The organism is Sporosarcina sp. FSL W8-0480 (assembly GCF_037963765.1).
Lineage (GTDB): Bacteria > Bacillota > Bacilli > Bacillales_A > Planococcaceae > Sporosarcina.
This window is the reverse complement of record NZ_CP150166.1, coordinates 1,392,585-1,417,001: the sequence shown is the minus strand read 5'-3', so window position 1 is coordinate 1,417,001 and position 24,417 is coordinate 1,392,585. Positions and strand designations below refer to the sequence as shown.

Sequence of the window (24,417 nt, the reverse complement as noted above, 5' to 3'; positions counted from 1 at the left end):
TGAATAGGCTGTATCCCTGCAGGATGAAAATGCAAGATCCTTTCGTGTCGCGGAAACACGCGCCTATACTGTTCTGTGATGGTGTAGTTTTTAAAAATTATCTTTGAAAGCTTTAGTTTCGTGCGGCCATTTTTTGTGAAATACATGGCTTGACTTATATTGCATTATACGCTGGTACATGCACTTCCTTCATGCGTTGAAGTTGTAAGTGAGATTGCTTGTCATTAGGGTATTTTATATTGACCTTGAAAAAGTCAGGTTCCTTTTAGATCTTAACTACACGTCTCTATAAGATTCGTCAAAGTATCCACAAGCCTATTCAGTCGGATGAAAAAGCTTCTTGCCTGCACATTTGGTGACACAAAAAAGGCCCGTGAACTCTTTGGAATCCACAAAGCCATTTCTAACAGAATGTTAAAGTATGAGATTTATTGAAGTAAACCGAACTGATATGAATAAAATTTACAAGATGATTGTACTGAAATATATGCTTACAAGAGGTGCAGCCGAAAGGTACAAGCCAGTCACGGCATTATACGAAATTACTTGTTCCTCCCTTCGTTTATGCCCGGCTTTAGGCATATGTTTTCTTATTGTAGTGATCAAAGAAGTGGCATTTTAAATAATCCCTAAATCTTTTTGAATCTTATGTTTGTAATCAATATAACCTTGGTCAAAATCAGGACTTTCATTCTCAAATTTGCTCATCTTATAATCCCATTTCTTTATTTCATAACTGAAGATACTGTTTTTAACTGCAGGGTCATTTTCAGCAAACTGAATAACATCTTCTTCATTCGCTGCATCAATAACAATTGCTCCCCCTGTTGACCCACCAAATGGTCCTGCTAAAACGATATTCCCTTTATTATATTCGGTTTGAACATAAACAGCATGTTCAGGCATGAACGGTTGATTATGGAGAACTACACCATCTATCCAATTTGTTGATGGAGTTAACAATATTAGATATCTCATAGACTTTTCCCCTTTGTTTTTATTCTACTGAAATAATAGTAGGTAAACTGTTTTTGAATGGAATTTTGTTAGGTGATGTGTGGACAGCGATGGCGTCAACCTTTTCTTGATGACGGTCGTAGATGTCAAAGTTCATCAGAAACCGCTATTTGATTGCAATAATCAAAAAACTACTCTATAATGATGATATTAGTATATAGTTGTTGAAAATGAATAAACTAAAAAGACCACCTAATGCTACCAACATTAGGCTTGTGTAATAGTAGGTTCCCTACAAGGGGAATCAGCTTAGTTGGAAATAGTAATCCATCCGTTATGAGCGACCACTCAAGGATGGGTTATTTTTTATGGTTAGACGACGAAATTGCTACGATTAACGCTGCGAATGAAACTGCGAGCATTAGCGCTTCAAATACTGTCATACCGACCACCTCCGGGCCTACAGGACGTAGGTCATGCAATCGTTGCCGCAGGACGCGGCGAACTTAGATTGCCTTCTTGCGGGAAATGGCCGACCACCCTTGAGTCACCTATTCTATTACACTTTTATTATACCACACGTATGTTCTTAAAAATAACAATTCACTGAAAACTATCGGACTTTTTAAATTTGATTTTCGGATTTAAAACAATTCATGGCTACCGCAAATGGATGAGTAATGTAAGGGATTTGGGTATCTTTTCGGTATTGCCCTTCGTGTTTTTGCAATGCAAACTGGAATGCCTTTTCAATGGTACTCACGGATTGCCCCCCTCAATTGTATGTTGATGTCCATTACTTCCGCCCAATCCATTCCGATATGATTGGGCGTATTGTGTTTTGCACCCTGTTAGCGTTTCGAACTCCGCGTATTGAAATCCATTTCAATTTTTTCTTTCCAATCTTCATAAATTTCGCTATGAGCCCTGAACAAACTGATTGTTTCACTGATTACAGTATAGTTCAGTTCTGTTCCGTCACCATCAGCGTGAAAATTGGTTGCACGATCCCTTGAAATGCCGAACTGGCTGGCGGTTGCAACGGCGTCGATATTTGCACCAAGAAAGATGAATTCCCAACCCTGCTTTCCCTTATGAAAATCGATCATCTCTCGGATCTTGTCAACGGTAAATTCACAGCTCGCATTTTCCAACCCATCCGTCGTAATGACAAACAACACATTCCCTGCACGCTTCTCTTCCGCCATCTTCTCTTGGGCATGGCTGACAAGAAGGATTGTTTTTCCGATTGCATCCAATAACGCAGTCATGCCTCTTACATAATACTCCTTGCTTGTCATTGGTTGAATCGCTTGGAGATCCATCCCATCATGCAGGACTTCGTATTCATCATCAAATAGAACTGTGGTGACGCGTGCCTCTCCTTCTACCTTTTTCTGTTTGTCCAGCATCCCGTTAAAGCCGCCGATTGTGTCACTTTCCAAACCGCTCATAGAACCGCTTCGATCCAGGATAAAAACCAATTCAGTCTTGCATTCTTTCATATTGTTTTCCTCCTCAACGTCAGTGTAAGTTGAGGATAACACTCTAAAACCGTTAATAGGTCGCTTCCCAAGCGACAAATTTAGGTACGTAACACATTTTGACCAAACGTAAATAGTGCCTCATCAATTTCAAACAGATCATAATTCCCTTGGCTAATAAAATATTCGACAATGAGATCCGATTTGCTGCTAGGCGATAACGCGAATCCAGCCCTCAGCAACAAGTCATGCGTCTCATCCAAATTCAATTGCAAGGCAAGCGCAAAAGCAAGCACGGTCGGTTTACTTGGCCGGTACTCACGATCATTCCGGATCTTCGAAAAAAGCTTCCGATCAATATGCGCTCTTCTATACGTCTCGCTATCCGTCAACCCTTTTTCATCAATCTTCCGCAGCAGCATTTCCGTGAAGGTTTCATCCACATTTTCCAATAGATCTTCCAAACTGCGGCGGCTTTCATGGAGGATTACTTCTGCTTCGAACAACTCACAGCTATCTTCTTTAAGATAAAAGCTTGTGGAAGGCTCTTTTATGTAATGATCATCTAAGTATTGTTGGATTTTCAGCATAGTTTGGTGAGGAAGGGACATGGGATTCTCCTTTGCTTTCGTAAGAGAGGTTACCAGGTTCTAAAACAATTCGACATTTAATGAGAACTTTTACCCGGTTGCACACAATCATTCTACCATAGTAAGATTAATAGGAACATTGGGACTTGAAACTAAATCCTCTGGAAGGAACCTATGCCCATCAAAAAGTTTCACCTACTTTTAGTTTTAGTAATCAGCCTATTCGTAGTTGGAGCATGCTCAGATGAACCATCCGTAAACGAAGAACAACAAACATTGGTCCAACAGCAATTGCTTGCATTAGAAGAAGCAGTTGAGAAGAAAAATAAGGAACTCAAGCATGAGCCTGTACAAATGAGAGGTTACGCGGAAATCATTGGTGCTCAGTTAATCCAGCCCTCACAGTCAAATTTCGCAGCTAATGGAGCTGTCACGATTGAAGGTATAGTCGAAGAGTATGAACAATTCATATCACAATATGCCAAGATACAAGTTGTACGAATCGGTGACAATGAAGTTGATGGCTATCAAAATCACTCTGTACCCCTTAAAGATGGTAAGTTCAAATTAGATGCAAAGCTTTTTAAAGGCGAAGGGCTCTATGCTGTTTTTGTATCACTACCCGCAAACGATCGGCCAGATGATTATTACTATGAAACTATGTACTTCACGGTATATAATGTAAATCCTAACTTGGAACGCGATATCACATATACCCCTGAAGGTCTGAAAGTCGGTTTATCTATTTTGGAGCCGCATGGTGGTTTGATAAATGGTAATGAGCCATTCACACTTAAAGGGAAAGTAGATCCGACGAAAATACGACAAAACGATATCATGATCCAGCTTGCAAAGAACGGGGTAGTCTGGACGGATACCATCCCTGTAGAAAATGGCGAATTCAAAGTCGACATTCCTATATTCTTCGGGAAAGGGAAGCATCAATTATTTGTCTCCGTTCCGGATATGGAGATTGAGGATTGGTTCAATGAAGGAACAGCAATTATCATCGATAACGATTCTGATCTTGGGATGGAAACGATTATTTATAACTTAGCGTATGATTTAAGAGGGGTTACGATTGAATCGCCTGAAAAGGGCGGTGGCGAAGCAGACTCGGTCTATCGCTTGAAAGGATTCATCGACAAAGATGCCCCTTTTGCAAAAGAAACAACACATCTTCACATTACAACTAGTAAAAACAATGAGTATGCAACGTATGTTATCCCAGTCATAGATTTTATGTTTGATGATGAATTCTATTTACGTTTCGGTTCAGGAACCTACCTTGTGACCGTCAGTGTGCCGGACAGTGAGAAAACGACAATGGATATGGCTGCGTATACTGTAGCGGCACATTTCTTAGTAAATAATAGCGCTAAAAAAGATCAGCGCGATACGCTGCCTTCAAGGGGTGTCCAATCTGAAGATCCTGTAATCATCGCATTGGCAAATGAGCTTACGAAAGATAAAAAGTCAGCCCGTGATAAAGCAAAAGCAATCTATGAATATACAGCAAAAACAATCTCCTATGATGTAGATAAACTTTATTACACCGGAAATGAATGGGATGATAGTGCTTTAAAAACGCTTCGATTAAAATCCGGGATGTGTATGGATTATTCTTATCTTGCCATTGCACTTCTCCGTGCAGCCGGAATGGAAGCGAGGCTTGCCACAGGAACCGTTGGAGAAGGAATTGATAGAGAGTATCATGCCTGGGTGGAAGTATGGATGAACGGCTTATGGCTGACGATGGATCCAACATGGGGTTCAGGCTATGTAGAAGACGGTGTATTTGTCGCGGACTACACCGAAGATTATTTTGATCCTTCAGCAGAATTATTTGAGAGTCATACGTGGGAAGGTATTGTTTATTGACATTGGCGAAGGGTACCAGCGTATAATGCAATATAAGTCAAGCCATGTATTTCACAAAAAATGGCCGCACGAAACTAAAGCTTTCAAAGATAATTTTTAAAAACTACACCATCACAGAACAGTATAGGCGCGTGTTTCCGCGACACGAAAGGATCTTGCATTTTCATCCTGCAGGGATACAGCCTATTCAATCTAAACTATAGAGTGTTTCACGTATTATTCGTATTTGCAGGACAAGATCCATAACGCTGGCACACGAGGTCACAATGCCTCTGGTTCTCGGTTCGATGTAATCTAATGTCCCGGAAACATGCGCATGTAAGTGGAATTCTTTTTTGCTTTTGACCAGTATCTTTGTTAGGCAAATAGCGGGTGGTTGGTCCCTTTGTTGCCACTTGACATGGAGCCTCGGCGGGCATGACTTTCAAGTTAGGAAGCCAGTTTTATTGAGGACTGGCTCTGCCTGTTAAGGCTATCAATGCCCGCTTCTCCACGTAAAGTGGCAACGCTACGCAACTTCTGTCCGTTATGTCTATCCTTTATGCGTTATGATGGGAATACATATGCTTCGCAGAACTGGCGCCGGTTTTCTTGTGTACCAATCTTGCATTCAAGGATGCTTTTTAACGAATACTCCGGATCCCTACTTTGGTATAGTTGCCGGTCTCTAAGCATTGCGAATGCCAATCGAAGAACTCGGTTTCCAATGGCGATGTAGGCTTGTCTTGGCTTCTTGCCCCGATCAATCAGTGTTAGATAGTGCTTCCTAAGTTCCGGGTTGAGGACTGAACATTTACTTCCAACCAAATAGACTACCGAACGGAAATGTCTACGCCCTTGCTTGGAGATTCCTCCGTAGGTCGCCTTATGCCCGCCCGACTGTTTAACAATGGGGTTAGTGCCTGCTAATTTAATTAGTTGCCCAGCGTGTGTGTAGTCGTCGATTGGTCCAATTTCTGCACGCAATTCAGCTGCCAAGACTTTTCCGATTCCAGGAATGCTTAGGAGGAGAGCCCCGTCAGTCGGAAGGAGAAGTTCTTCAATCTTCTTTTCCAGGTCACTGATCTTTTCTTTTAGGTTGTCTAACAGATCAAGAGTCACTTTCAGTTGATACAATTCGGCAGCGAGTTCTTCTTTCGGTTGGGAGATGGATTCTCTAGCGAACTCCAAAAGGCAGTCAACGGCTGTTTTTCTAAGCTTTAAATTCTCTTTCCGAGAAAGTTCGTAGAGACCTTCCTCTCCAAGGGTTAGGATATCTTCAGGGTGCGGGTGATGTCGCATTAAATATTGAACTGTCTTGGTTTCCATCGTGGAGAAGGGTTTTTTCTTCTGCTTTTTCCCATCCACCCATACGGTCTTTCCTTGGAATTCCCGGAAGATGGTATCCATTAAGGCAAACTGCTGGTTCGTCAGTCGAGTTCTTTGCGATACCAATTCCCTGCGAAAGCGCGTTAGCTTCTTTAACGTTCGCAGTTCCTTCCGCAAGCTTTTTGGTGGGTTGCCTCTTCCTTGGAGAATGGAATGGACAATGGCAACCAAGTCTAAATCATCGGTCTTTGACCAGTTCAACATGGATTCTCGTTCGATGGAAGTGGTAGCGGAGTTGATCACCCGGACAACATACCCTTTTTCGTGGCAAAGCCTCACCAAATCCTCATAATAATGAGCAGTTGTCTCAATGCCAACAACGACTTCATCCAGCCCATTCTTCTGGCATGTTTCCTCAATCTTCGCAACCAACAGCTGAAAACCCGAAAGGGAAGCATCTAATTCAAACGGCTTAACCACCACATCCTGATAGACATTTGCCATCATCACTTTGTGCGTATATTTGCCAATGTCGATAGCTACCACGAGAATCGTATGAGCCTACCCGCTTCTTAGTAGTTCAATCCAATGACTTCCATTTTTCCCCGGTTTATGATTAAATAGCTGTACAGCCATCGTTTTCACTCCTTCATTGTAGTGGGATTGGGTTAAGGAAGTTCTGTGATTGGTACTTTCTATATACCCTGAAAACGATGGTTTTTTGCGTTTTAGAAGTTATATTACATAATAGGTTCTAACACAATTTGAAATTCAAGTAGAACCTGGTACTTACATTTTATCTCTTGCACCAGCTTGAAAAGAAACTCGAGGTCCCCCTCCCTCACTAAATCTTCCTTCCTTCAGTCGAATCAACATAACAACTTCATCTGGAATGGCAAGCCCAGCCATATTCATTCATAGTCATTTTTTCCACCCAAATCCCCCATACAGTAAGTATTCACAATCTCTAACAGACCCTCCGCGATCTCCGAAGGAACATTTTTAGTTAACCTAGCCCCGGCAAGAATCGGTAACCATTGTAAAATCTCCTCTTTCAGCAACCCACTTTTTTCACAATACAGCCGTAAATAAAGTTCAGCCACTTCCAACGACAGATCTGCATACAACAGATACGTCCGGCAAACATCAGCACGGATATCTCCCGCACTCGCATCCACCCAATCTATAATCGTCACTTTGTCATCTGACATGATTAAATTCAATAAATGAAAATCCCCATGGCAAAGTCTTTTTTCATAGGCAATAGAATGTAATTTTTTTATCAAAACTTCTTTGTGACTTTTATCCAGATGAGGGGAGTTCTCGAGTTCTCGAAGAAGCTTTTCAGACATAAACTCAAGTGATTTTAGGTGAATCAGATGAATTTTCAGCTGGATATCAATAGACTTGCTGATGTAGTGTTCTGCCCGCTCCAAGTCCTTAAAAAATAACTCCCCGAGTGTTTTCCCTTCAATATATTCCATGATAATCGCTTGTTTTCCATCTATCTTCCTGACATCTAACACTTTTGGGACAGGAAGTCCGCATGCATAAGCTATCCGTTGTTTATTCGCCTCGTAAGCCGATTCGGTATCCGGCAAGTGATCTTTAAATACTTTCACGATCCTGTTTTCATAAAGATAAATTATCGCAGTGTTCCCTTCACCAATCGGATCTCCTAAAATCATTTAATTAATATCCCCCATATAAATTAATGATCTTCCTTCATTACTATACGTTATCAAATGCTGCCTTAATTCTCGCGGGAACAGTTGGTAGCCCATTAACTCTTCAATCGGAATCCACTCCGCACCCACTTGTCCCTTGTCCGGATTGACCCCATTTGTAAATAATACTGGTTGGCGAGCCATCTGGCATATATATTTGAATGGTTTTTCCTAAATTCATTAGATAACTCCCCCTTAATATTTACCCAACTTCCTTTTTCTTCTTAGGAACACCTTCGTCGTTAAAGGATAAAATCCTCTAAAATAAGGGGAAGGGGTTCAAATAAAATACCAGCCCCCACCCCTTGGGTAAGGCATGCTCTATATTGACCAAGCATATAGTCAAATAAACACAGTATCAATAATTAGATAGTAGGATAAACAGACAGTCATTTTTATAAACTTAGGAAAGGAGGACGGTGTTGGAAGAAAGAAACTATGGTTATTTAGATATCTTACTTTATACTTTAGCCCTTTTGTCGGCCTTTGCACTTTTATTCTTCTCAGATACTCTTGCCGAACCACTTATCACGGAATATAACTCTGGAACCTCAATAATTAGCTTAATGTTCAATAGAGAGGACAGTATCTCAGTTTTCATTAATTTGCTAATTCCATTGTTAATGAAGGTAGCTGGTTTAGCTATTTTCGTAATTACTTTTTGGAACATAACAAAAAACATTCTATTTGAGACAGAAATGATAATTAACAAAATTATCGTTTCCATTTTATTGCTAATCATAAGTGTAGTGGTAGGTAGAGCCTTACTTAATGCTTTGTCATTGGTTATGTTAGCTCTACTTTTTGCTATCGCAAGTTTCATTATCTTTGCGTTGATAGGTGCTTTATTAAATAATTCATCCTCAAAACAACATTGATTGAGTTTTTGTGGTCTTTATGTGTAAATCCTATTGGTAATCTACCAAATCACTTACTAGTACATTCATTGTCTTTCTTAAAAAAAAACGGTAGAGGTGCTACATACCAGTGCCAGTAATCATTTCAATGAGATGGTATCGTAAATCAAGTCTTGTCACAAAGGAGGTGTTTAATTTGGATGAGAATAAAAAACTTGCAATTGAGCTTGCCAAAGCTCTGATTCAAAACAGTAGTGTAAAACCTGTTCACAATAAAGGCTATAAAGATGAAACCGATTTAATCGTTTATTCAATTGACAATTTAGAGTACACTTTCAACAATATTGTGTTACATTTTTTGGAGTCACTAAAAAAAGTAGAGGACTACTATTAATAATATCCAACAAATCCATCGGAAGGTCGCAATTCTATAGAAATAATCAAAAAATACTCTGTTATAAGTCTATAGTTACTGAAAATGAATAAAATAAAAAGGACCACCGAATGCTGCTAACATTAGGCGGTCTGTAATAGCAGGTTCCCTACAAGGGGATCAGCTCTGGTATTAAAATGATCCATCCGTTATGAGAGACCACTCAAGGATGGGTTATTTTTCTGGTTAGACGATAAGACTACTTTGATTAATATTGTGAATGTAATAGTGAAATCTGATGCAATTCGAGATTCAACGAAAATGCCAATTTAAATAATTGATGGTTTTACTGCAGCATTTCCCTCATTTTCTCAATTTCTTCTTTTTCCAAGTGTGTAACTTCCGCTATGAATTCCGTCGGTGTTCCCTTTCTCAACATCTCGAGAACTACTTTTTTCACGCCTTGCTCTAACCCTTTTTCCAAGCCTTGCTCCAATCCCTGCTGGACTCCCCTTTCCCACTCCAAATCAAAAGCATTTTTAATGGTTGGGGAAGCATTTTCCTTATTATATAGTTCCATTAGCTCCGTCTCCTCTCTTATAATTGGTCGTATTTCGTTCGATAGCTTTTTAGTATATGCTTCAGGCAATTGTAACAAGTAATCGATGAAATGAAAAACGGCTTGTATGGCTGTACGTGAATAGTTTTTATTGCGAATTAGCTCGCGCATTAGTTTACTCTTGAACTGATATCGTTGATGAACTTCATCTTTTGTTTTGTGTAAAGCCTTCGCGGCTAAAACATCCCACACTGTTCCGGCATTGCCTCTAATGTACAAGCATATAGTCTATTGTACGCAGCACCATACATTAGATAGGGGGAGAGTATATGAAGTTTGGTCTTATTCCGAAATTGTTGCTTGGTCTTGGTATCGGTATTTTGATAGGAATCTTCGGCCCTGATTGGATGATTCGATTTACGGAAACCGGTAGTATGCTATTGGGTAATCTCATCAAATTCTTTATTCCTTTAATCATTTTTGCGTTTGTTGCGGCAAGTATTGCAGAATTTGAGACAAAGGCTGGAAGGCTATTAAGTTTCACGATCGGGATTTCATATTTGGATACGATAATAGCTTGTGGACTTGCTGCAGTGGCAGCCTATTTAATCATCCCGAATTTTGCTATACAGGCAGGTGAAGTCGTTGAAAGCATTAAAATCGGTGCACCTTTTGTCACCCTTGATATCCCGCCTCTGATGAACATTATTTCAGCTTTGGTATTGGCGATTATCATCGGAATGGCTTCTACATGGGGCAAAGCGCCAATCCTTTCTGGTGCTGTCATTGAATTTAGAAACGTAGTCGAGCGTGTCATTCAAAAATTCATCATTCCAGTTCTCCCTATTTTCATCGCGTGCATATTTGCAGGTATCGCTGCCAAGGGTGCATTGTTTGGAACGATTTCGGTCTTCGGTAAAATGCTTGTCTTAATTGTCATCATGCAATTCATTTGGCTGTTCATTGAGTATGCGTTGGCAGGAATGATTTCCAAGCAAAATCCATTTGTTGTTTTCAAAGCAATGCTACCTGCCTATTTCACGGCATTTGGAACAATGTCGAGTGCAGTAACAATGCCAGTTTCCCTTAGACAAGCAAGAACGATTCCGTTCATCAATAAAAAGATTGCAGATTTTGTTATGCCACTGACAGCAAACGTTCACCTTTCAGGCGCTGCCATGACGTTAACAATAAGTGCGATCACAGTAACGCTATTAACAGGTGGTGAGCTACCCCCTGTTGGCGTGATCATCTCTTTCATACTAATACTTGGTGTAATTGAGGTTGGAGCTGTAGGTGTCCCAGGTGGATCCGCATTGGCCGCAATCGGAATATTACAGTCAACCCTTGGATTCGGGGATGAAGCGATTGGCCTTATGTTAGCGCTGTTCATGATTCAAGATAGCTTCGGGACAGCTACAAATATTACAGGTGACGGCTCAATACTTATGATTGTCAACCGATTTTTCGGAAAGGAAAAAAACGAAAGTCAGGAATCAACAAGTTCAACTGACATCGAGAGTGAAACCGTATGATAGTTGAAGAAATCGATCTTCGAAGTGATACAGTCACCCTACCGAAACCTCAAATGATCGAGGCAATTGCAAACGCTACACTTGGCGACGATATTATGGGGGAAGATAGTACGGTAAATGAACTCGAACGTAAAGCCGCCGACCTGTTAGGCATGGAAGACGCAATGCTTGCCCTATCCGGCACAATGGCAAACCAGATTGCGATAATGGGATATTCAACAAGGGGACAGGAAATTATCCTTGGAAACGAGTCCCACATCTACAATTTAGAAGGTGCCGCACTTTCAGCGTTATCACAAGTGCAAGCAAGGCCAATTCATGTAGAGAATGGATATTTCGATCCCGAACTTATAGAATCCTCAATTTCTATGGGCGATATCCAAAGGGCTAAAACAGCTTTAATCTCTATAGAGAATACGTACAACTTAAACCTTGGACAAATAGTTACCCTTGAAAACATGAAAGAAATTCAAGAAGTTGCGAAGCAATATGGGTTACCTGTCTATCTTGACGGAGCAAGGATTTTTAATGCTTCCGTAGAATTAGGCATAGAACCGTCGGAGTTCTGCAAGTATGTAGATGCCGCTCAGTTTTGCCTCACAAAAGGATTAGGTTGTCCATTAGGCTCCATTCTTGTAGGGACAAAGGAATTTATCAAAGAGGCAAAAATAAACCGCCAAAGACTTGGCGGTGGCATGAGACAAGCTGGAATAATCGCAGCTCCAGGAATATACGCTTTGGAAAATATGATTGATCGATTAAAAGAGGATAACTACAAGGCTAAGCAATTGGCGGAGAGGTTAGCAGCAATAGAAGGTCTCTTCATTAATTTGAAGGATGTGCAAACGAATATAATATCGGTTGCTATAGATCATAGTGAAATGGATGCCGATAAGCTAATTAGTGATCTTAGAGAAAAAAGAATAAAAGTGAAAAAGATAGGGGCAAAAAAGATTCGGATGATTGTTCATTATTTGGTTTCAGATGATCAAATAGATTATGTAGTTAGTACTTTTAGGGAACTAATGGAGGGAAAGAGAAAGAGATAAGGAAAGATACTATACAATTATATTAGTAAAGGTACCAGGTTCGAAAATAATTCAAAATTCAATGAGAACCTGGTACTAAAATTAATTTAACTAATATACAGGCTCCTTACTAACACTGATCCCTCCTCTTATTTTGACATTTTGTAGCATAAGTGGCTTATCTCTATCAGAGTTAATTTCAATAACCTGAAAGATCTTGTTAATTTCCTTTTTTGATAAATTAACTGGAGTTACTATAAGTTTATCACTAGTACTATCTATTACTAAATGTGTTTGTCCAAAAGAATCAAAGAGAAGATAGTTTTCTCTATCAACGGCATTATTATACCCCCAAGCATATGCTATCCCAAAGGAAAACATAAAAATTACGTATAAGTAAAAAAATTTAGCTGAAGGATACAGTTTATATTTTAAAACAATATTTTCGATTGTTACTCCTTCATCCATCTTACTTTCTATACTTTTTTTTAATTTGTTTTTATAACCCTTTACTTTAAATTCACTTATTATTGGTGAGGTGAAACATAATATTAATAGAGCTAACAAACCATAAACAAAATAAATCGGCTTAATTTCAATGAGATTCCTAGGTAATAATATTAATATCGCAGATAAGATGAAAAAACTTGGCAAGAAGCTCATAATAACTTTTACATATATTGATGTTTTTACATTTCGGAAAGGACCTACCAATCCTTGATACGAGAGAAACAATGTACCTATACCAAAAACAATTACTGTTATGGAAACCAATATATTAACTATGCTAATTTGTGTTAAAAACTCTTGTGTAATACCATAATATTGCCAATAACCTTTTTGGTAAGCATATGCTATTACATAACCCAAAACTGTAATTATGCCTATTATTAATCCAGTATCAAAAAGGTTGAATTTCACTTCTTCTTTTTCTAACACTTCACCATCAGAAAAGTACTTTTTATTATGATTTGATTTAGTTTTTCTATTCATTTATTGCCTCCAATAGATTTTTATTGTTGGCTCATTTAATACCTTAGTACATAAAGAGCCTCGTACCCTCCCCCGTTGTTTGTAAAAACAATAAGACTTATTATAGATTCATATTCAACTACCGACTTACAGAAATTAGGTCAACCGCTTGATAGGTTCCCTTCAAAGGGGACAAGCTTAAAGATGATTTCATTAAAACCTTAATGGGATAGAAGACTTTTCAACTGATACGTTAGATAGGTCATAGCCTAATTTTTTTAAGTAAGTTTGAATTCCAATTTTAGCAAGATCACTATTATTTTTCGGACCAATAACAACCTCTTTTAAATCAGTATCCTCAAAATTTGTTTTAATGTATGGAATAATCGCTTCTTCATTAGTTCGGAAATAAAATTCTGTATCTCCATTAGTAGTAAACGCAATTCCAAATTCATCTTCATGATAAAAAAAGGTACCAGCGTAAAACAATTCCGAATTCAATTAGAAACTGATACTCCGAATCAGCTTAAGTATCATACCCTTCTTCATTATCCACCAAATACAGTGTTTCCTCCCTCTCCCTACGATACAAAGTAACCTTCTCCAGCCTTTCCTTCAAATACTCCTGCAAAGCAGAATCTGTACAAAACACAAAGCACCCTTTCTGCCCACGCGTCATCAACGTTCTATACGTATTCCGGATAATAGGATCTGCCAAAGTATGTGCTTTTTCCAAATCTTCCTTCGCAATTCCTTTTATTCCCTTTAGGGATTGATCCGTCTTTGCCCGCTTTGTAAAGTCCGTAATAATTTGTCCGTTCTCAAATCGCATATCGTCACCAATGATAACCCCGACATAGTCAAACTCTAATCCCTGTGCGGTATGGATACAGCCCGCTTCCCTAACAGAAGAATTCTCGATTGCCCATGTGTTTTCGATATTCCAACTGATTCCAAAATCGTGTTCTGGAATACTAATATCATGGTGATTTACGTCTTGACGATTTTTCTTTGGCCATTCCCAGCAATAGCCTGCCATTACTCGTGATTTATTATTTCGTTCATTCAGCCTTTCGATTTCTTCTAACATCTCATTCGGATTATCATAAAGTCTAATATCATAATCCATTCCCAAATCGTTTTTATTTGCTGTATTTCTTATTTGGAGCACATCATCAAGCCATGCTATATATCCGTCGGACCCATCGCAACGGAATTGTGATGTGAGTGCACATGAAATGATATCTGCATTGTATTGCCTTGCATACTTTTTGATCATATCGACACTGCCAATATCGCTTAAAGTGACTTTTTGGTTTTCATCAATGAAAAATATGGTGAATTTCGATCCTTTTATTAACTCTTTAACCTGGTTTTCGCCTTTGTTACGGAACATCCCAGATTTTTCGTTTAGACGATGGGCTTCATCAACAATCAGTACATCGAATTCATTATCATCGACCTCTGTAAAACTCCCTGAGCCTTTGAATAGATTATCAATATGTGTTTTTCTAAAGTCACCCTTTAGCTTGGTTGAATACACTTCTCGTGGTGCCGAGTTCTTTGTTACATACATTGCGAGAAGTCCCTGATCTATAAGTTTCACTAATAAATTGATTGCTAACACTGATTTCCCTGTACCTGGGCCTCCCTCGACAATCATGACTTGCTTAGTATTTGTCTTAACCGCTTCAATTGCCTGATGGAACGCCTCTTCAAAGAATACTTTTTGTTCATCAATCATGATGAACTCTTCGTTTCCTTTTAGCATGTTATTCAGCGCGTCTTGTAACGATTTTGAAGGTCGGATTTTTCCGTTTTCAATTTGATAGATAAGATGATTCTGATCGCCTTTTCGAATGAACTTCTTTATGAATGCTCGAAGTTTTTGTATTTCACCCTTTGTAAAAACAGGGGCCTTTTCAAGATGAGCTTTGTAATGGTCATCTGTTAAAGGATCATTTTCTGTTTTCCTGTAGTTATGTAAATAAGCACAAGGCTTTAACTGAATTTCTTTTTCTTGCACATTCTCATTGAAGTCTTCAATGAGTGCAGCATATGACCACGCTTGATAGGATGGATGGATTATATTACGGTTGCCTCCACCTACATACGTTCTTACAATTGCATCTCGATTGGTTACCTTTTCAACTTCTTCCCACTGCTTAAGCTCTACTATGACGACATGATCCTGATTGCCGTCATTGCCAGCAATTAAGAAATCCACTCGTTTAGAAGTGTTCGGAATATTGAACTCAATTGCAACCGCCGCGTCATTTGGAATTTCATCGTCCTGCATAACATTGGACATCTTTTGCAATGAATTCTCCCATGAACGAATTTCAGCTTTCGATGTGCGTCCTATTTTTTTCTGATATGAATTGTATAGACGGTCAATGAGTAATTCATTGACAACATCTCCGACAAATTGTTCTTTTGTAGATTCATATATAATCATAAGTACACCAACTTTTTAAAAAATTCTATAATTCCATTGTCTTACAATACCCCATTTACCGCAAGACTATATTCCCAGTAGTTTTGCATATTCTGCACGGAAATATCAACAATAAAAATTGATGAACCCTAACGTAGTAATTGCTGAATCTTGTTTCGCAATGGAATGTACAATATCAGCAAACACAGAAATAACCACCAATCCTTTCCAGACTAGTGGTTAAATACATTTCTTCCTTTATAAGCGCTTATAGTTCTGGTCCTTAGTAATACTAGTTTTTCTAACAAGTAAAGAGACTCAACGAAAAAGACACCAATCACAGTTAGGTGTCAGTAAAAAAACCATTTGCATTTAAATATTGTTTTATATCCGAAACATACTTTGCTATTAATGGCTCTTGATAACCCGCAATCATTTTCTCCTTCAAGATGTCAATGACAGGTTGCAAACAAGGTTCATGTATATAATTTAACCTTCTTAACGACTTTTCATTAATCTTGACTTGAGATATGGATTCAAAGTAATCTTCTATTCCCATCCGCCAAAACCATACATTTTCTCCATATTTCTTCTTCAAGTAATTTGCCATGGTAATACCTTTAACATCCATATCACCCGAATAATAAATAATTGTATTACTTTTAACTAATTTATTTAACATGAGAAGACCAGACAATTTGAAGTTTCCATGTGTACAAACAATTGGCACCAGGTTATCCTCTAACATGTCAATAACACTGGAATATACAGCACTGTTTTCAATAACAAATACCACTTCGCCCTCAGTCGGTTCTACCCTATCTATTCTATTTATAGAGCGTAACGGAATATTTTGTACCGTTTTTTCTTTATTTGCCCAAAACCATTGTTTCACTTGTTCATCCTTGTAATACGCCTCCAAACCGTAACATGTTACAAAACTGTGTAAATCATCCTTTGCCAAACCAAACACAGAAAGAAGGTTCGCTTTTTCTTCCGCGTCCATGTCACTTCTATAGTGTCGATTTTCTTGTGCAGCGAGCAATAATTCTAACGCCTGAGTCAGTTTAGTCGTCTTATCGAAGTAATGTGGATTACCCGCAATCCGCTCTGCAAAAATAGGAATCCTTACAAATTCGCCATCTGTTGGCAGGTTGGATATGGCTTTCAATAGTATCTCGATGCTTTCTTTATCACCCTTATTATAGGATGCAAGCAGTCCAGTTACGCCTTTTTCCCTTCGTAGCATTTTAGTAATAATGAATTGTGCATTCGGGTGAGGGTATGAATTTAGGAGACCTTCAAAATACTCTTTTTTTCTTCGTTCTTCTTTTGCCATTCTTTCCGTTCTTAATACAATTGGCTGATTGGTGATCATTTCGACAAGTTTCCAAAGCGTCAACTCCTCGAACTTACTACCTTTTAGACGTTTTTCAAATTGCACAAGCGAAATACTGATTGTTTGCCCTTCGAGCTTTCGACCGAACCAATTCTCAATCATTTTTCGTTCTTCTTCATTCGGGGAGAATAACGCAGAGCCCCCCACTTTCCCAAGCGCCTCTATCCTGTCCTTGAAAGAGAAAAACAGGCGTTTATATGCCTGTCTCCCAAAATATTCTTTTGCCTCAGTTATTAGCCTGTTTTCCAACGTCAACACCCCTGTGATGTTTAAGATTTGGTTCAAAATCAAAGTCGAAGTCAAGTTCATCTTGAACTGTTAACCTATTCCTTTCCAATATCTCTTCGTTTAACGTTAACCGTTTACCGTTCCATCTCCACGGTTCAGCGTAAACAAAACGAGCCTCTTTATCGAAACTCAATTCATAAATATTAATACCTGGAACGGTTTCAAAATCTGCCCATAATGACTGTGAAGTAAGTATATAATCGAAACCGAACTGTTCCATGAAACCAAACATTTCAGAGACATTGTTCTCATCCACCCCGGCATAAGCTTCGTCAAGAGCAACGATATAAGGTGCGTCATCACCCGCTGCACTATACTTGGAATAAGCTGCAGCGAACAACGGAATGTAAATCGCCATCGCCTTTTCTCCACCGCTCAATTTAGGGAGATTATCTTCATTCAATGTCTTCTCTCTAGCTCCAGGTAATTGATACATAATCTTGAACTGATACCAATCGCGATAATCCAACACTTTTTTCAATGCCTGCTCTAAGTTCTCAGCATCACTTTTTTTATTTTTGTTATTAAGATTTTCTTTTGCAACATTGATTTTCGATATGAAATGTTGACTTAAGGCTTCGATATCCGTGTCTTTCAACGTATCAAAATCACGCCCCAACAATTCGACTAATCTGGTTGTAGACAAAGCATCTTCTCTGCCCATATCCTCTTTACTGATTGGTGACCAAATCAAACGCAAGTCAATGGAATTGTTCATCTGTTTCATGTAGTGGTTGATGTCATCTCTCCATTTTTCCGCTTTAACGATTAATTGTCTGATTTTCTCACCCGTTCCTTGAATCATGACATTTTTGATTAACGCTTCTTCCTCTTTTTTCAGGTACAACTTTTGTTGAATCAACTGACTCTCCAAGTGGTCATGGAATTCTTGCGGATTCATTTTTGTCCCTTTTACAAAGAGAACTACATTTACGCGCTTTCTTTCATCTTTCAAAATCGAGATGATGTCCTTTTTATCCTCAAACTCTTGTAAGTCTATGGTGTATGTTCCAGAAACCGATTCACGACTGGTTAAGGAATAGTCTTCCAAACCTCTCGAGCGGATGTCATAGACAGATTCCTGCATTTTTTGTATTGCATCCGAAACATTTGCGCGTTGATCTTTTTTTTCTGTTGCTAGCTGATAAATATCTGATAGCGACTCCACACCCCTACCTCGGACTTCATTTTCAAATACTTCTCTTCTTGCCGCTAACAGTTCGTTCGCAAATGAATGTTCACGTTGGCTTCTCTCGATTTCACTTTTCAGGTTAGCAATACTGTTTTGCAGATTGGTCTTTTCTTCAATTTTCAATGGAATTTCTTTCACGATTTCAGCCAGCTTTTTTCGTTCCATTTCAATCTCTTTTTCAATCTTCTTAATTCCTTTTGTTTCCAGTATGGCATCTATGTTCTCGATTTCCTTTTGAACAGTTTTAATACCCCGCTCCAAGTCATCAATTTCAGAACATATTTGGTCATTCGCCAAAACAATGTTTTCTAACCTTTCCAGCGCCCCTTCAATCTCCACTTTTTTCGTTTCAAATGAATGAAAACCATTTGCCAGTGATTGGATAAAGTCGCGATACTCCCCTTCCGCTGTCTCGACGATTTGCGCAATAGTCTCTTTATCTTTTGGACCTTTTAGGAAACTGCTTTGCATGATTCGTTCATTGCGTTGTTTTGCATAATCATCCGATAACCGTTGATGGAGAGCTTTCATTTTTTCATTTCTTTCTTCAAGTAAGTTCAATTGATAAGCATCCTGTTTCCTTTGTTCATGCATCTCTGTAATTTTAGCTTGGATAGGTCGTGATTCGTATTCTTTTGCCAATAATGCTCTACGCTCACGAATGGTTACTTCTCTTTGCGTTAACTCGGAGATTCTTTCGTTTACCTCCTCGATTTGCTGATTTACTTCTGCTATTTTCTCTTCTCTATTTCTTCGCCTTGCTTCTTCCCCAATGAAAGACGCCTCTCGTTGTTTTGCCGCTTTTCCTCTCAAAATACCGATACTGTATTTACCGTCCATCGTAAGTGCAGTGTTCTCTTCTACTGAACCTACAACGATGCTTTTGAGAATTGCAGTAATATCATTATCCGACACATCCATGTCGTGAGTTACAACCGTCAAATACTTATCTAATGTTTCTGCTTTGCCGTTTACCGGTTTTGGAAGCAACACGGCATCATTTTCTGCGACATAATCATAATGGTCCGCAGGAACAATTAATGCATCGAGTACACCCATATCGTAAAGTGCTGACTCGATTCTTTCTTTGTCTTCAGCCGATACTCCCTCCGCAAAATCAACTGCTTGGTAAAACGGAATAAAAGGGATATTCTTCTTCAGAAGCATTTCTCGTTGTTTTACAGTCTCCACTCTACGGCTTTTCGGCTCTATCTCTTTTACATTTTCAAGCCGTTGTTTATCGTTCTTTAGTTCAGTCAATTCATCCGTTAGGTTTTTCATATCAGCTCGATTATTGTAAAACAAGTCATTGATTGGTTCTAATAACGCATCTCGTAAAGCAGATAGTTCGCTTTCAATAACACTTGGAATCATTCGTGAGTCCTCATATATATTCTCAACAATATACATTAGTTCACCAATTTTATCCTGAACAATATAAAACTCTTCGTTCTCCTGTAGCCAATCGCGAAACTCAGTCTTATATGTCATTTTCTCATATTCCAACGCTTTAATCGTAGAATTCAACACTCTCGTGGCTTCTTCTATTTCGGACTCATTTTCTCTGAGTTCTTCTCTCTTTGTATCAGCCATCTCTTTCAATCGTTCTTCTTCATTAAATAGGGCGATGACGTTCTTTAGTTTGCTGACATGGTCTTTTAAGCGTGTTGTCCAAGCAGTAAAATATCCTTTGTCTCTTCGAAAATGAATCAAATTATCTTTTACAGCAGAGATGTACGTGTCATTTTCCGGGAACTGAATCTCTTCTGCGATATGTTCGATGTCAGCAATTTCGTTGTTCAACGCTCTTTCGATGTCGAAACATGCATCTTCAAAAGACTTTACTGAAATTTTTAATTGATTCATCGTAGACTCATTTGAATCACGCTGAGAAGTTTTCTTTTGTACATCCTCCTTCTTTTTCAGCAATTCCTTTTCTTTCTTCTCCTTATCATTGTTCATGCTTCGTAATTCTGGCGTTTCTATTAAATCCAGCTTATTCTTGGCTGCACTTTGTTCCAGTTCCAACACTTCCAGTCTTTCTTTCGACTTCTTGAAAGTTGCAAGCTCGTCAACCAACTTCTCTTCTTTTTTCGCAACAATACTCGTTAACCGTTTTTCTGTATTGACTGCTTCAACAAATCGGTAAGCTGCATGACTGAACACACTCTCGCAGTAATTACCATATTCATCCGCCAACTCTTTTGCCAACACTAAATCATTTTCGGTGTTTTCTATTTTCCGATTCCGGTCATCAATGTCCGTAATGGTGTTTGAAATCATGGTGTAGTCGCTTGACGGGAGTTCGGGCAACGCTTTTTTCAATGCGTCGTACAAAATATTCGGTTTTTGCTCTTTTGATAATTTCGGGGAGCGAATTTGAATTAACAAGTCCGTCAATTCTTTAAACAAATCCACATTCTCATATTTAAAGATATGCTTATTTACTTCTTCTGCATATTCTCTTTGTGTTTCCACATAGACAGCGTTCTTTTTCGTTTTAATGAGTTTCTTTAATTCAAGTTTGGATAACGGCACGAACTCTTCCAAACCGTCTTTGTTGAATCCAATACTTTTTGTTAAAGGGAAATCAACTTCAATTCTTTCATCTTTCAAAACGAACCCCCAAAAATCGACAGTAGAATCATCTTTCGGCTTCATTCCGATAGCGGTTGTAATCAACTCTTTCGATTCTTTTTTCTGGTAAGTTAAATATAAGTAAGCAACTTTGTTTTTATCCACGACATCATTCACCATGAAATAATCGATAATGCGTCTCTTTCCCGTACCAAAAGGGTCAATTCTGGATGGGTGTTTGTTACCATCCAGCATGAGTGGAACTATCGATTGCATCGAAACGGACTTTCCTTGACCATTTTCCCCTCTGTATAGAATGTTGCCTTTGTAAAAGTCATACTCTTCATTCTCGTACACCCAGAAGTTGATGAACCCAACCTTACTAGGCTCCCATCGATTTTCTCTTGAATCTTTTGCCATAACCATTGTTTATTTTCTCCTCTTTCTGTTGTTTTACATACTCGATATACTGTCGTAAATCTTCATCGTAATCTCCTATCGTTCGAATAAAAGGAGGATAAATGGTTATTTCCATTGTTGTTTCATCGTAAGTAGCGAGTTTCCAATCTGTTACATAACGAATAACCATTTCTTTGAGCTTAGCAAAACTTGTTTCCCTCATCTTCCGAGACCACGCCACCGAAAAAACATCAATCGTTTCTTTTAAGATTGATTCAAATTCATGATTTTTCAACAGCCACAAACCCATTGGCTTTTCATCCATGAGCTCTAATCTTTCAGTTAGCACTTTCGCGACTTGTGTAACGATATAGGATTCATTTTTGAAGCTTGGATGCTGTTCTAAACCTCTTTTTCTTTCGCGGTTGATTAGGTAGTAACAGTAATAAGAGCGCTCCAATTTGAAATTCGTATAGTGTTCAACAGCTGACTTAATTTCTTCATAATGCTCTTCGTCAGCTAGATACTTTTTTTCGCCTTCCGTTAATTCATAAAAGTGAACTACGGACTCAAAGTACAACTTCCTGAAAAAAGTGTGCAGAGGGTTATCCATATCCAATCCGTCATGCAACAATTCTTCAACGCCTATAAATTCAGAGATGGGCTTGGATACATTCCGAAACACATAACGAATCAAAGAAGTTGTCCGATAGAGCACTTCACCTTCCTCCGATTTTTCGAAATCAGTGATATCCCCATCCAGAACCGTAATTAGTCTCATGTCCGCCGCATAGGTTAAAGCACGTATGAAACTTTGCCGATTATATAGAGACTTCCATTCCACCTCGTAAATATCCACCAGAAAATTTTTCGTCTCTTCGATAATTTCACTCAATAAAAAACCTTCATCGGCTGATTTTGATTCCAAGATGGCGAGAATCGCCATTAGAAACATATAGTCGTGCTCATCTTTGAATGATTCAACCCCCATCCACGTTCGAGCAACGAAAGGCACTTTTTCTAATTTAATTGTTTCCGAGTCCATTTTTAATTGGTAGCCGAAGTTGAAGCTCATGAATTTCCTGATTGTTTTTTCATGATGCCTAATTTCACGAAACGCATCAATGCTCTTGCTGCGTTCCACGAGGAAATTCTCCAATAGAGCTTCAATAGCAACAACCAAACCTTCCTTCGTATCTGTTTCCCTCATAAACTATCCTCCTCAAAAACTATTTCGATATTTGGACCTTTCAAGATCCCGTCCTTGCACTTGATTTCAATTTGTTTCTTTTCTTCTCGGTAACGAATTCTCATTCGAAGACCTGTTTCGGTGCGAAATAACTTGTTTCTTTCCTGACCTCTGACACGTTGTTTCGTCGTCTTCCTAATCCATTTCAAAATGGTCCTACGCTGAAACGGAGTCAATTCCCCTACCTCTTCCAAGATGATTTTTCCGTTCCTAATTAGATCCTTCACACTCTCTTCTTCAAGCTTCCGTTGTTCAATTTTCGCCCGAATTCTCCGTTGCTGTTCAATTCGATTGTTCTTGATGGATGTTGCTTGCGTTTTTCCTCTTGGTCCCCGATTCCCCATATTCGGTATGATGAAGTTATCGGTATTTGTTATCCAGATATCATCTGCATCAACATATTTTCCATCATGGTTTATATGGATTTCATCTTTGGCGTATAAGCTTCTTGAGTGGGTTACCCCAAGAACAGCTGCAAATAATTGGCTTGCTCCGTCTAATGATTGACACGACTTGAACCAAGACGCCAACGTTCTGTAATCAACAATACGACTTTGAGAGTTACTCATTGATTCCGATAATCGATTAGCGTAGGAGACTATCATCGTTATCGCTTCATTGGTTCTTTCACTCAGCACATCAATATCACTCATGTTTCCACCGCCACCCAAGAACCAACTATTCAATTCTTTCCATTTGGATAGTAGCGATGCCCGCATCCTCTCAGGCGAATAGTTATCATACAATAGAGCGTTGGCTCTATTCTCTTGGATTATCACATCAATGTACTCTTCGATGTGAGCACTACTAATCTCACCAATCACTTTGTTTATTTTGTGTTTCGTTTTATTGAGTTCCGAAATATAGGAACTCAAAAAATGAATAATGTTATCCTTGAACTCCAAGAACAGCTCCGTGTTGAAAAGGTTCTCTTTTTCCGCTTTTTGAATATGATACAAATAATTCGAAGCGTCTATTCGCAACGCTTTATAAGTTTCAAAAACGCCCATCCAAATTTCATTCACTTTTTCGCTCGATGACAAATACCTTGGTGCAGTGTCTCGTAATAATTCAAGATTACGCAACAACAGACTAAACTGACGGCTCTTCATACCACCTATCAACTGTTCGTCAAGTTCATCCAACCGAATCAACAGTTCTTCTACTTCAACACCGACATCCGTGATTTGATAGGTATAGCGCTTCCTCTTGAACTCCTCGATAGTGATTCCTTTTCGTCTTACCTTATCTGAAGCAATGTTCTCCCACTTCTCCAACTGACTTAAAGAATCTTGTAAATCTAATTCTGTGAAGTCGTCATCAACAATGCCGTTTTCAAGTAACATTTGGTATATCTCATCCGCCATTACTGAATGATGTTCAAGTCCCATGTGTTTTTCGTATAAAAAACGCATTATCGGACGATAAATATAAGAGTTTGGCTCCGAAATATATTTAAAAACGTAAACAGAATCGAATTCGTACTTATTCAATGACATTCACCTCGATTATCTTCACTAATTCTTTTTTAGTTTCTTCGCGAATTCCAATATGCCAGCAAAAATGATTCATAACTGCACTATAAGTCATCCGGGAAGTATAATA

19 protein-coding genes are annotated in these 24,417 nt (G+C 38.7%); 5 read left to right on the top strand and 14 right to left on the bottom strand.

All coding sequences use genetic code 11. The annotated features are described in order from the left end of the window. Window positions 1-618: 618 nt before the first annotated feature. The 4 genes from NSQ43_RS07360 to NSQ43_RS07345 form a co-directional block, all read right to left on the bottom strand. Complete coding sequence (locus NSQ43_RS07360) at window positions 619-978, bottom strand: YciI family protein (protein WP_339254359.1); 360 nt, start codon at window positions 976-978, stop codon at window positions 619-621. 604 nt (window positions 979-1,582) lie between these two features. Beyond that, entirely contained in the window at window positions 1,583-1,720 is a 138-nt protein-coding gene (locus NSQ43_RS07355; protein ID WP_339254357.1) for a hypothetical protein, read from the bottom strand. An 88-nt stretch (window positions 1,721-1,808) separates the two neighbouring features. Further along, the gene (locus NSQ43_RS07350) at window positions 1,809-2,462 is read right to left on the bottom strand and encodes a vWA domain-containing protein (RefSeq protein WP_339254356.1); all 654 of its coding nucleotides are present in this window, start codon (window positions 2,460-2,462) and stop codon (window positions 1,809-1,811) included. Between the two features lie 80 nt (window positions 2,463-2,542). Then, a complete protein-coding gene (locus NSQ43_RS07345) occupies window positions 2,543-3,052 on the bottom strand; it encodes a hypothetical protein (RefSeq protein ID WP_339254354.1) in 510 nt (169 codons plus the stop codon). 153 nt (window positions 3,053-3,205) lie between these two features. On the opposite strand from NSQ43_RS07345, the gene NSQ43_RS07340 reads away from it, so the two are divergent. Beyond that, window positions 3,206-4,912, top strand: a complete 1,707-nt coding sequence (locus tag NSQ43_RS07340) for a transglutaminase-like domain-containing protein (protein ID WP_339254352.1) — start codon at window positions 3,206-3,208, stop codon at window positions 4,910-4,912. 546 nt (window positions 4,913-5,458) lie between these two features. On the opposite strand, the gene NSQ43_RS07335 is transcribed toward NSQ43_RS07340, so the two are convergent. Then, entirely contained in the window at window positions 5,459-6,766 is a 1,308-nt protein-coding gene (locus tag NSQ43_RS07335; protein WP_339254350.1) for an IS110 family transposase, read from the bottom strand. 365 nt (window positions 6,767-7,131) lie between these two features. Then, entirely contained in the window at window positions 7,132-7,908 is a 777-nt protein-coding gene (locus NSQ43_RS07330) for an aminoglycoside phosphotransferase family protein (protein WP_339254348.1), read from the bottom strand. Window positions 7,909-8,369: 461 nt separating this feature from the next. On the opposite strand from NSQ43_RS07330, the gene NSQ43_RS07325 reads away from it, so the two are divergent. Beyond that, a complete protein-coding gene (locus NSQ43_RS07325) occupies window positions 8,370-8,825 on the top strand; it encodes a hypothetical protein (RefSeq protein WP_339254346.1) in 456 nt (151 codons plus the stop codon). A gap of 175 nt (window positions 8,826-9,000) precedes the next feature. Beyond that, entirely contained in the window at window positions 9,001-9,198 is a 198-nt protein-coding gene (locus tag NSQ43_RS07320) for a hypothetical protein (protein WP_339254344.1), read from the top strand. Window positions 9,199-9,523: 325 nt separating this feature from the next. Here NSQ43_RS07320 and NSQ43_RS07315 read toward each other — a convergent pair whose 3' ends face one another. Next, a complete protein-coding gene (locus NSQ43_RS07315) occupies window positions 9,524-9,907 on the bottom strand; it encodes a hypothetical protein (protein WP_339254342.1) in 384 nt (127 codons plus the stop codon). A gap of 158 nt (window positions 9,908-10,065) precedes the next feature. Here NSQ43_RS07315 and NSQ43_RS07310 point away from each other — a divergent pair, with 158 nt between their 5' ends. Continuing rightward, complete coding sequence (locus tag NSQ43_RS07310; RefSeq protein ID WP_339254340.1) at window positions 10,066-11,271, top strand: cation:dicarboxylase symporter family transporter; 1,206 nt, start codon at window positions 10,066-10,068, stop codon at window positions 11,269-11,271. Beyond that, the gene (locus NSQ43_RS07305) at window positions 11,268-12,320 is read left to right on the top strand and encodes a GntG family PLP-dependent aldolase (RefSeq protein WP_339254339.1); all 1,053 of its coding nucleotides are present in this window, start codon (window positions 11,268-11,270) and stop codon (window positions 12,318-12,320) included. Before NSQ43_RS07310 ends, NSQ43_RS07305 begins: the two co-directional genes overlap by 4 nt. Window positions 12,321-12,410: 90 nt before the next feature. Here NSQ43_RS07305 and NSQ43_RS07300 read toward each other — a convergent pair whose 3' ends face one another. The 7 genes from NSQ43_RS07300 to NSQ43_RS07270 all read right to left on the bottom strand — a co-directional run bounded on the left by NSQ43_RS07300 (window position 12,411) and on the right by NSQ43_RS07270 (window position 24,305). After that, window positions 12,411-13,292 (bottom strand): hypothetical protein, encoded by an 882-nt coding sequence (locus NSQ43_RS07300; protein ID WP_339254337.1) that lies wholly within the window; start codon window positions 13,290-13,292, stop codon window positions 12,411-12,413. 192 nt (window positions 13,293-13,484) lie between these two features. Then, window positions 13,485-13,772, bottom strand: a complete 288-nt coding sequence (locus NSQ43_RS07295) for a hypothetical protein (RefSeq protein ID WP_339254335.1) — start codon at window positions 13,770-13,772, stop codon at window positions 13,485-13,487. 25 nt (window positions 13,773-13,797) lie between these two features. After that, window positions 13,798-15,729 (bottom strand): DUF2075 domain-containing protein, encoded by a 1,932-nt coding sequence (locus tag NSQ43_RS07290; RefSeq protein ID WP_339254333.1) that lies wholly within the window; start codon window positions 15,727-15,729, stop codon window positions 13,798-13,800. A gap of 322 nt (window positions 15,730-16,051) precedes the next feature. Continuing rightward, window positions 16,052-17,356 (bottom strand): TIGR02679 domain-containing protein, encoded by a 1,305-nt coding sequence (locus NSQ43_RS07285; protein WP_339254331.1) that lies wholly within the window; start codon window positions 17,354-17,356, stop codon window positions 16,052-16,054. After that, window positions 17,334-21,590 carry a TIGR02680 family protein gene (locus tag NSQ43_RS07280; protein WP_339254329.1) on the bottom strand — a complete coding sequence of 1,419 codons (4,257 nt, stop codon included), beginning with the start codon at window positions 21,588-21,590 and terminating at the stop codon, window positions 17,334-17,336. The genes NSQ43_RS07285 and NSQ43_RS07280 overlap by 23 nt, the downstream gene beginning before the upstream one ends. Then, on the bottom strand, window positions 21,547-22,773 hold the full coding sequence (locus NSQ43_RS07275) for a TIGR02678 family protein (RefSeq protein WP_339254327.1): 1,227 nt from the start codon (window positions 22,771-22,773) through the stop codon (window positions 21,547-21,549). The genes NSQ43_RS07280 and NSQ43_RS07275 overlap by 44 nt, the downstream gene beginning before the upstream one ends. Next, a complete protein-coding gene (locus NSQ43_RS07270; protein ID WP_339254326.1) occupies window positions 22,770-24,305 on the bottom strand; it encodes a TIGR02677 family protein in 1,536 nt (511 codons plus the stop codon). The genes NSQ43_RS07275 and NSQ43_RS07270 overlap by 4 nt, the downstream gene beginning before the upstream one ends. Window positions 24,306-24,417 lie beyond the last annotated feature (112 nt).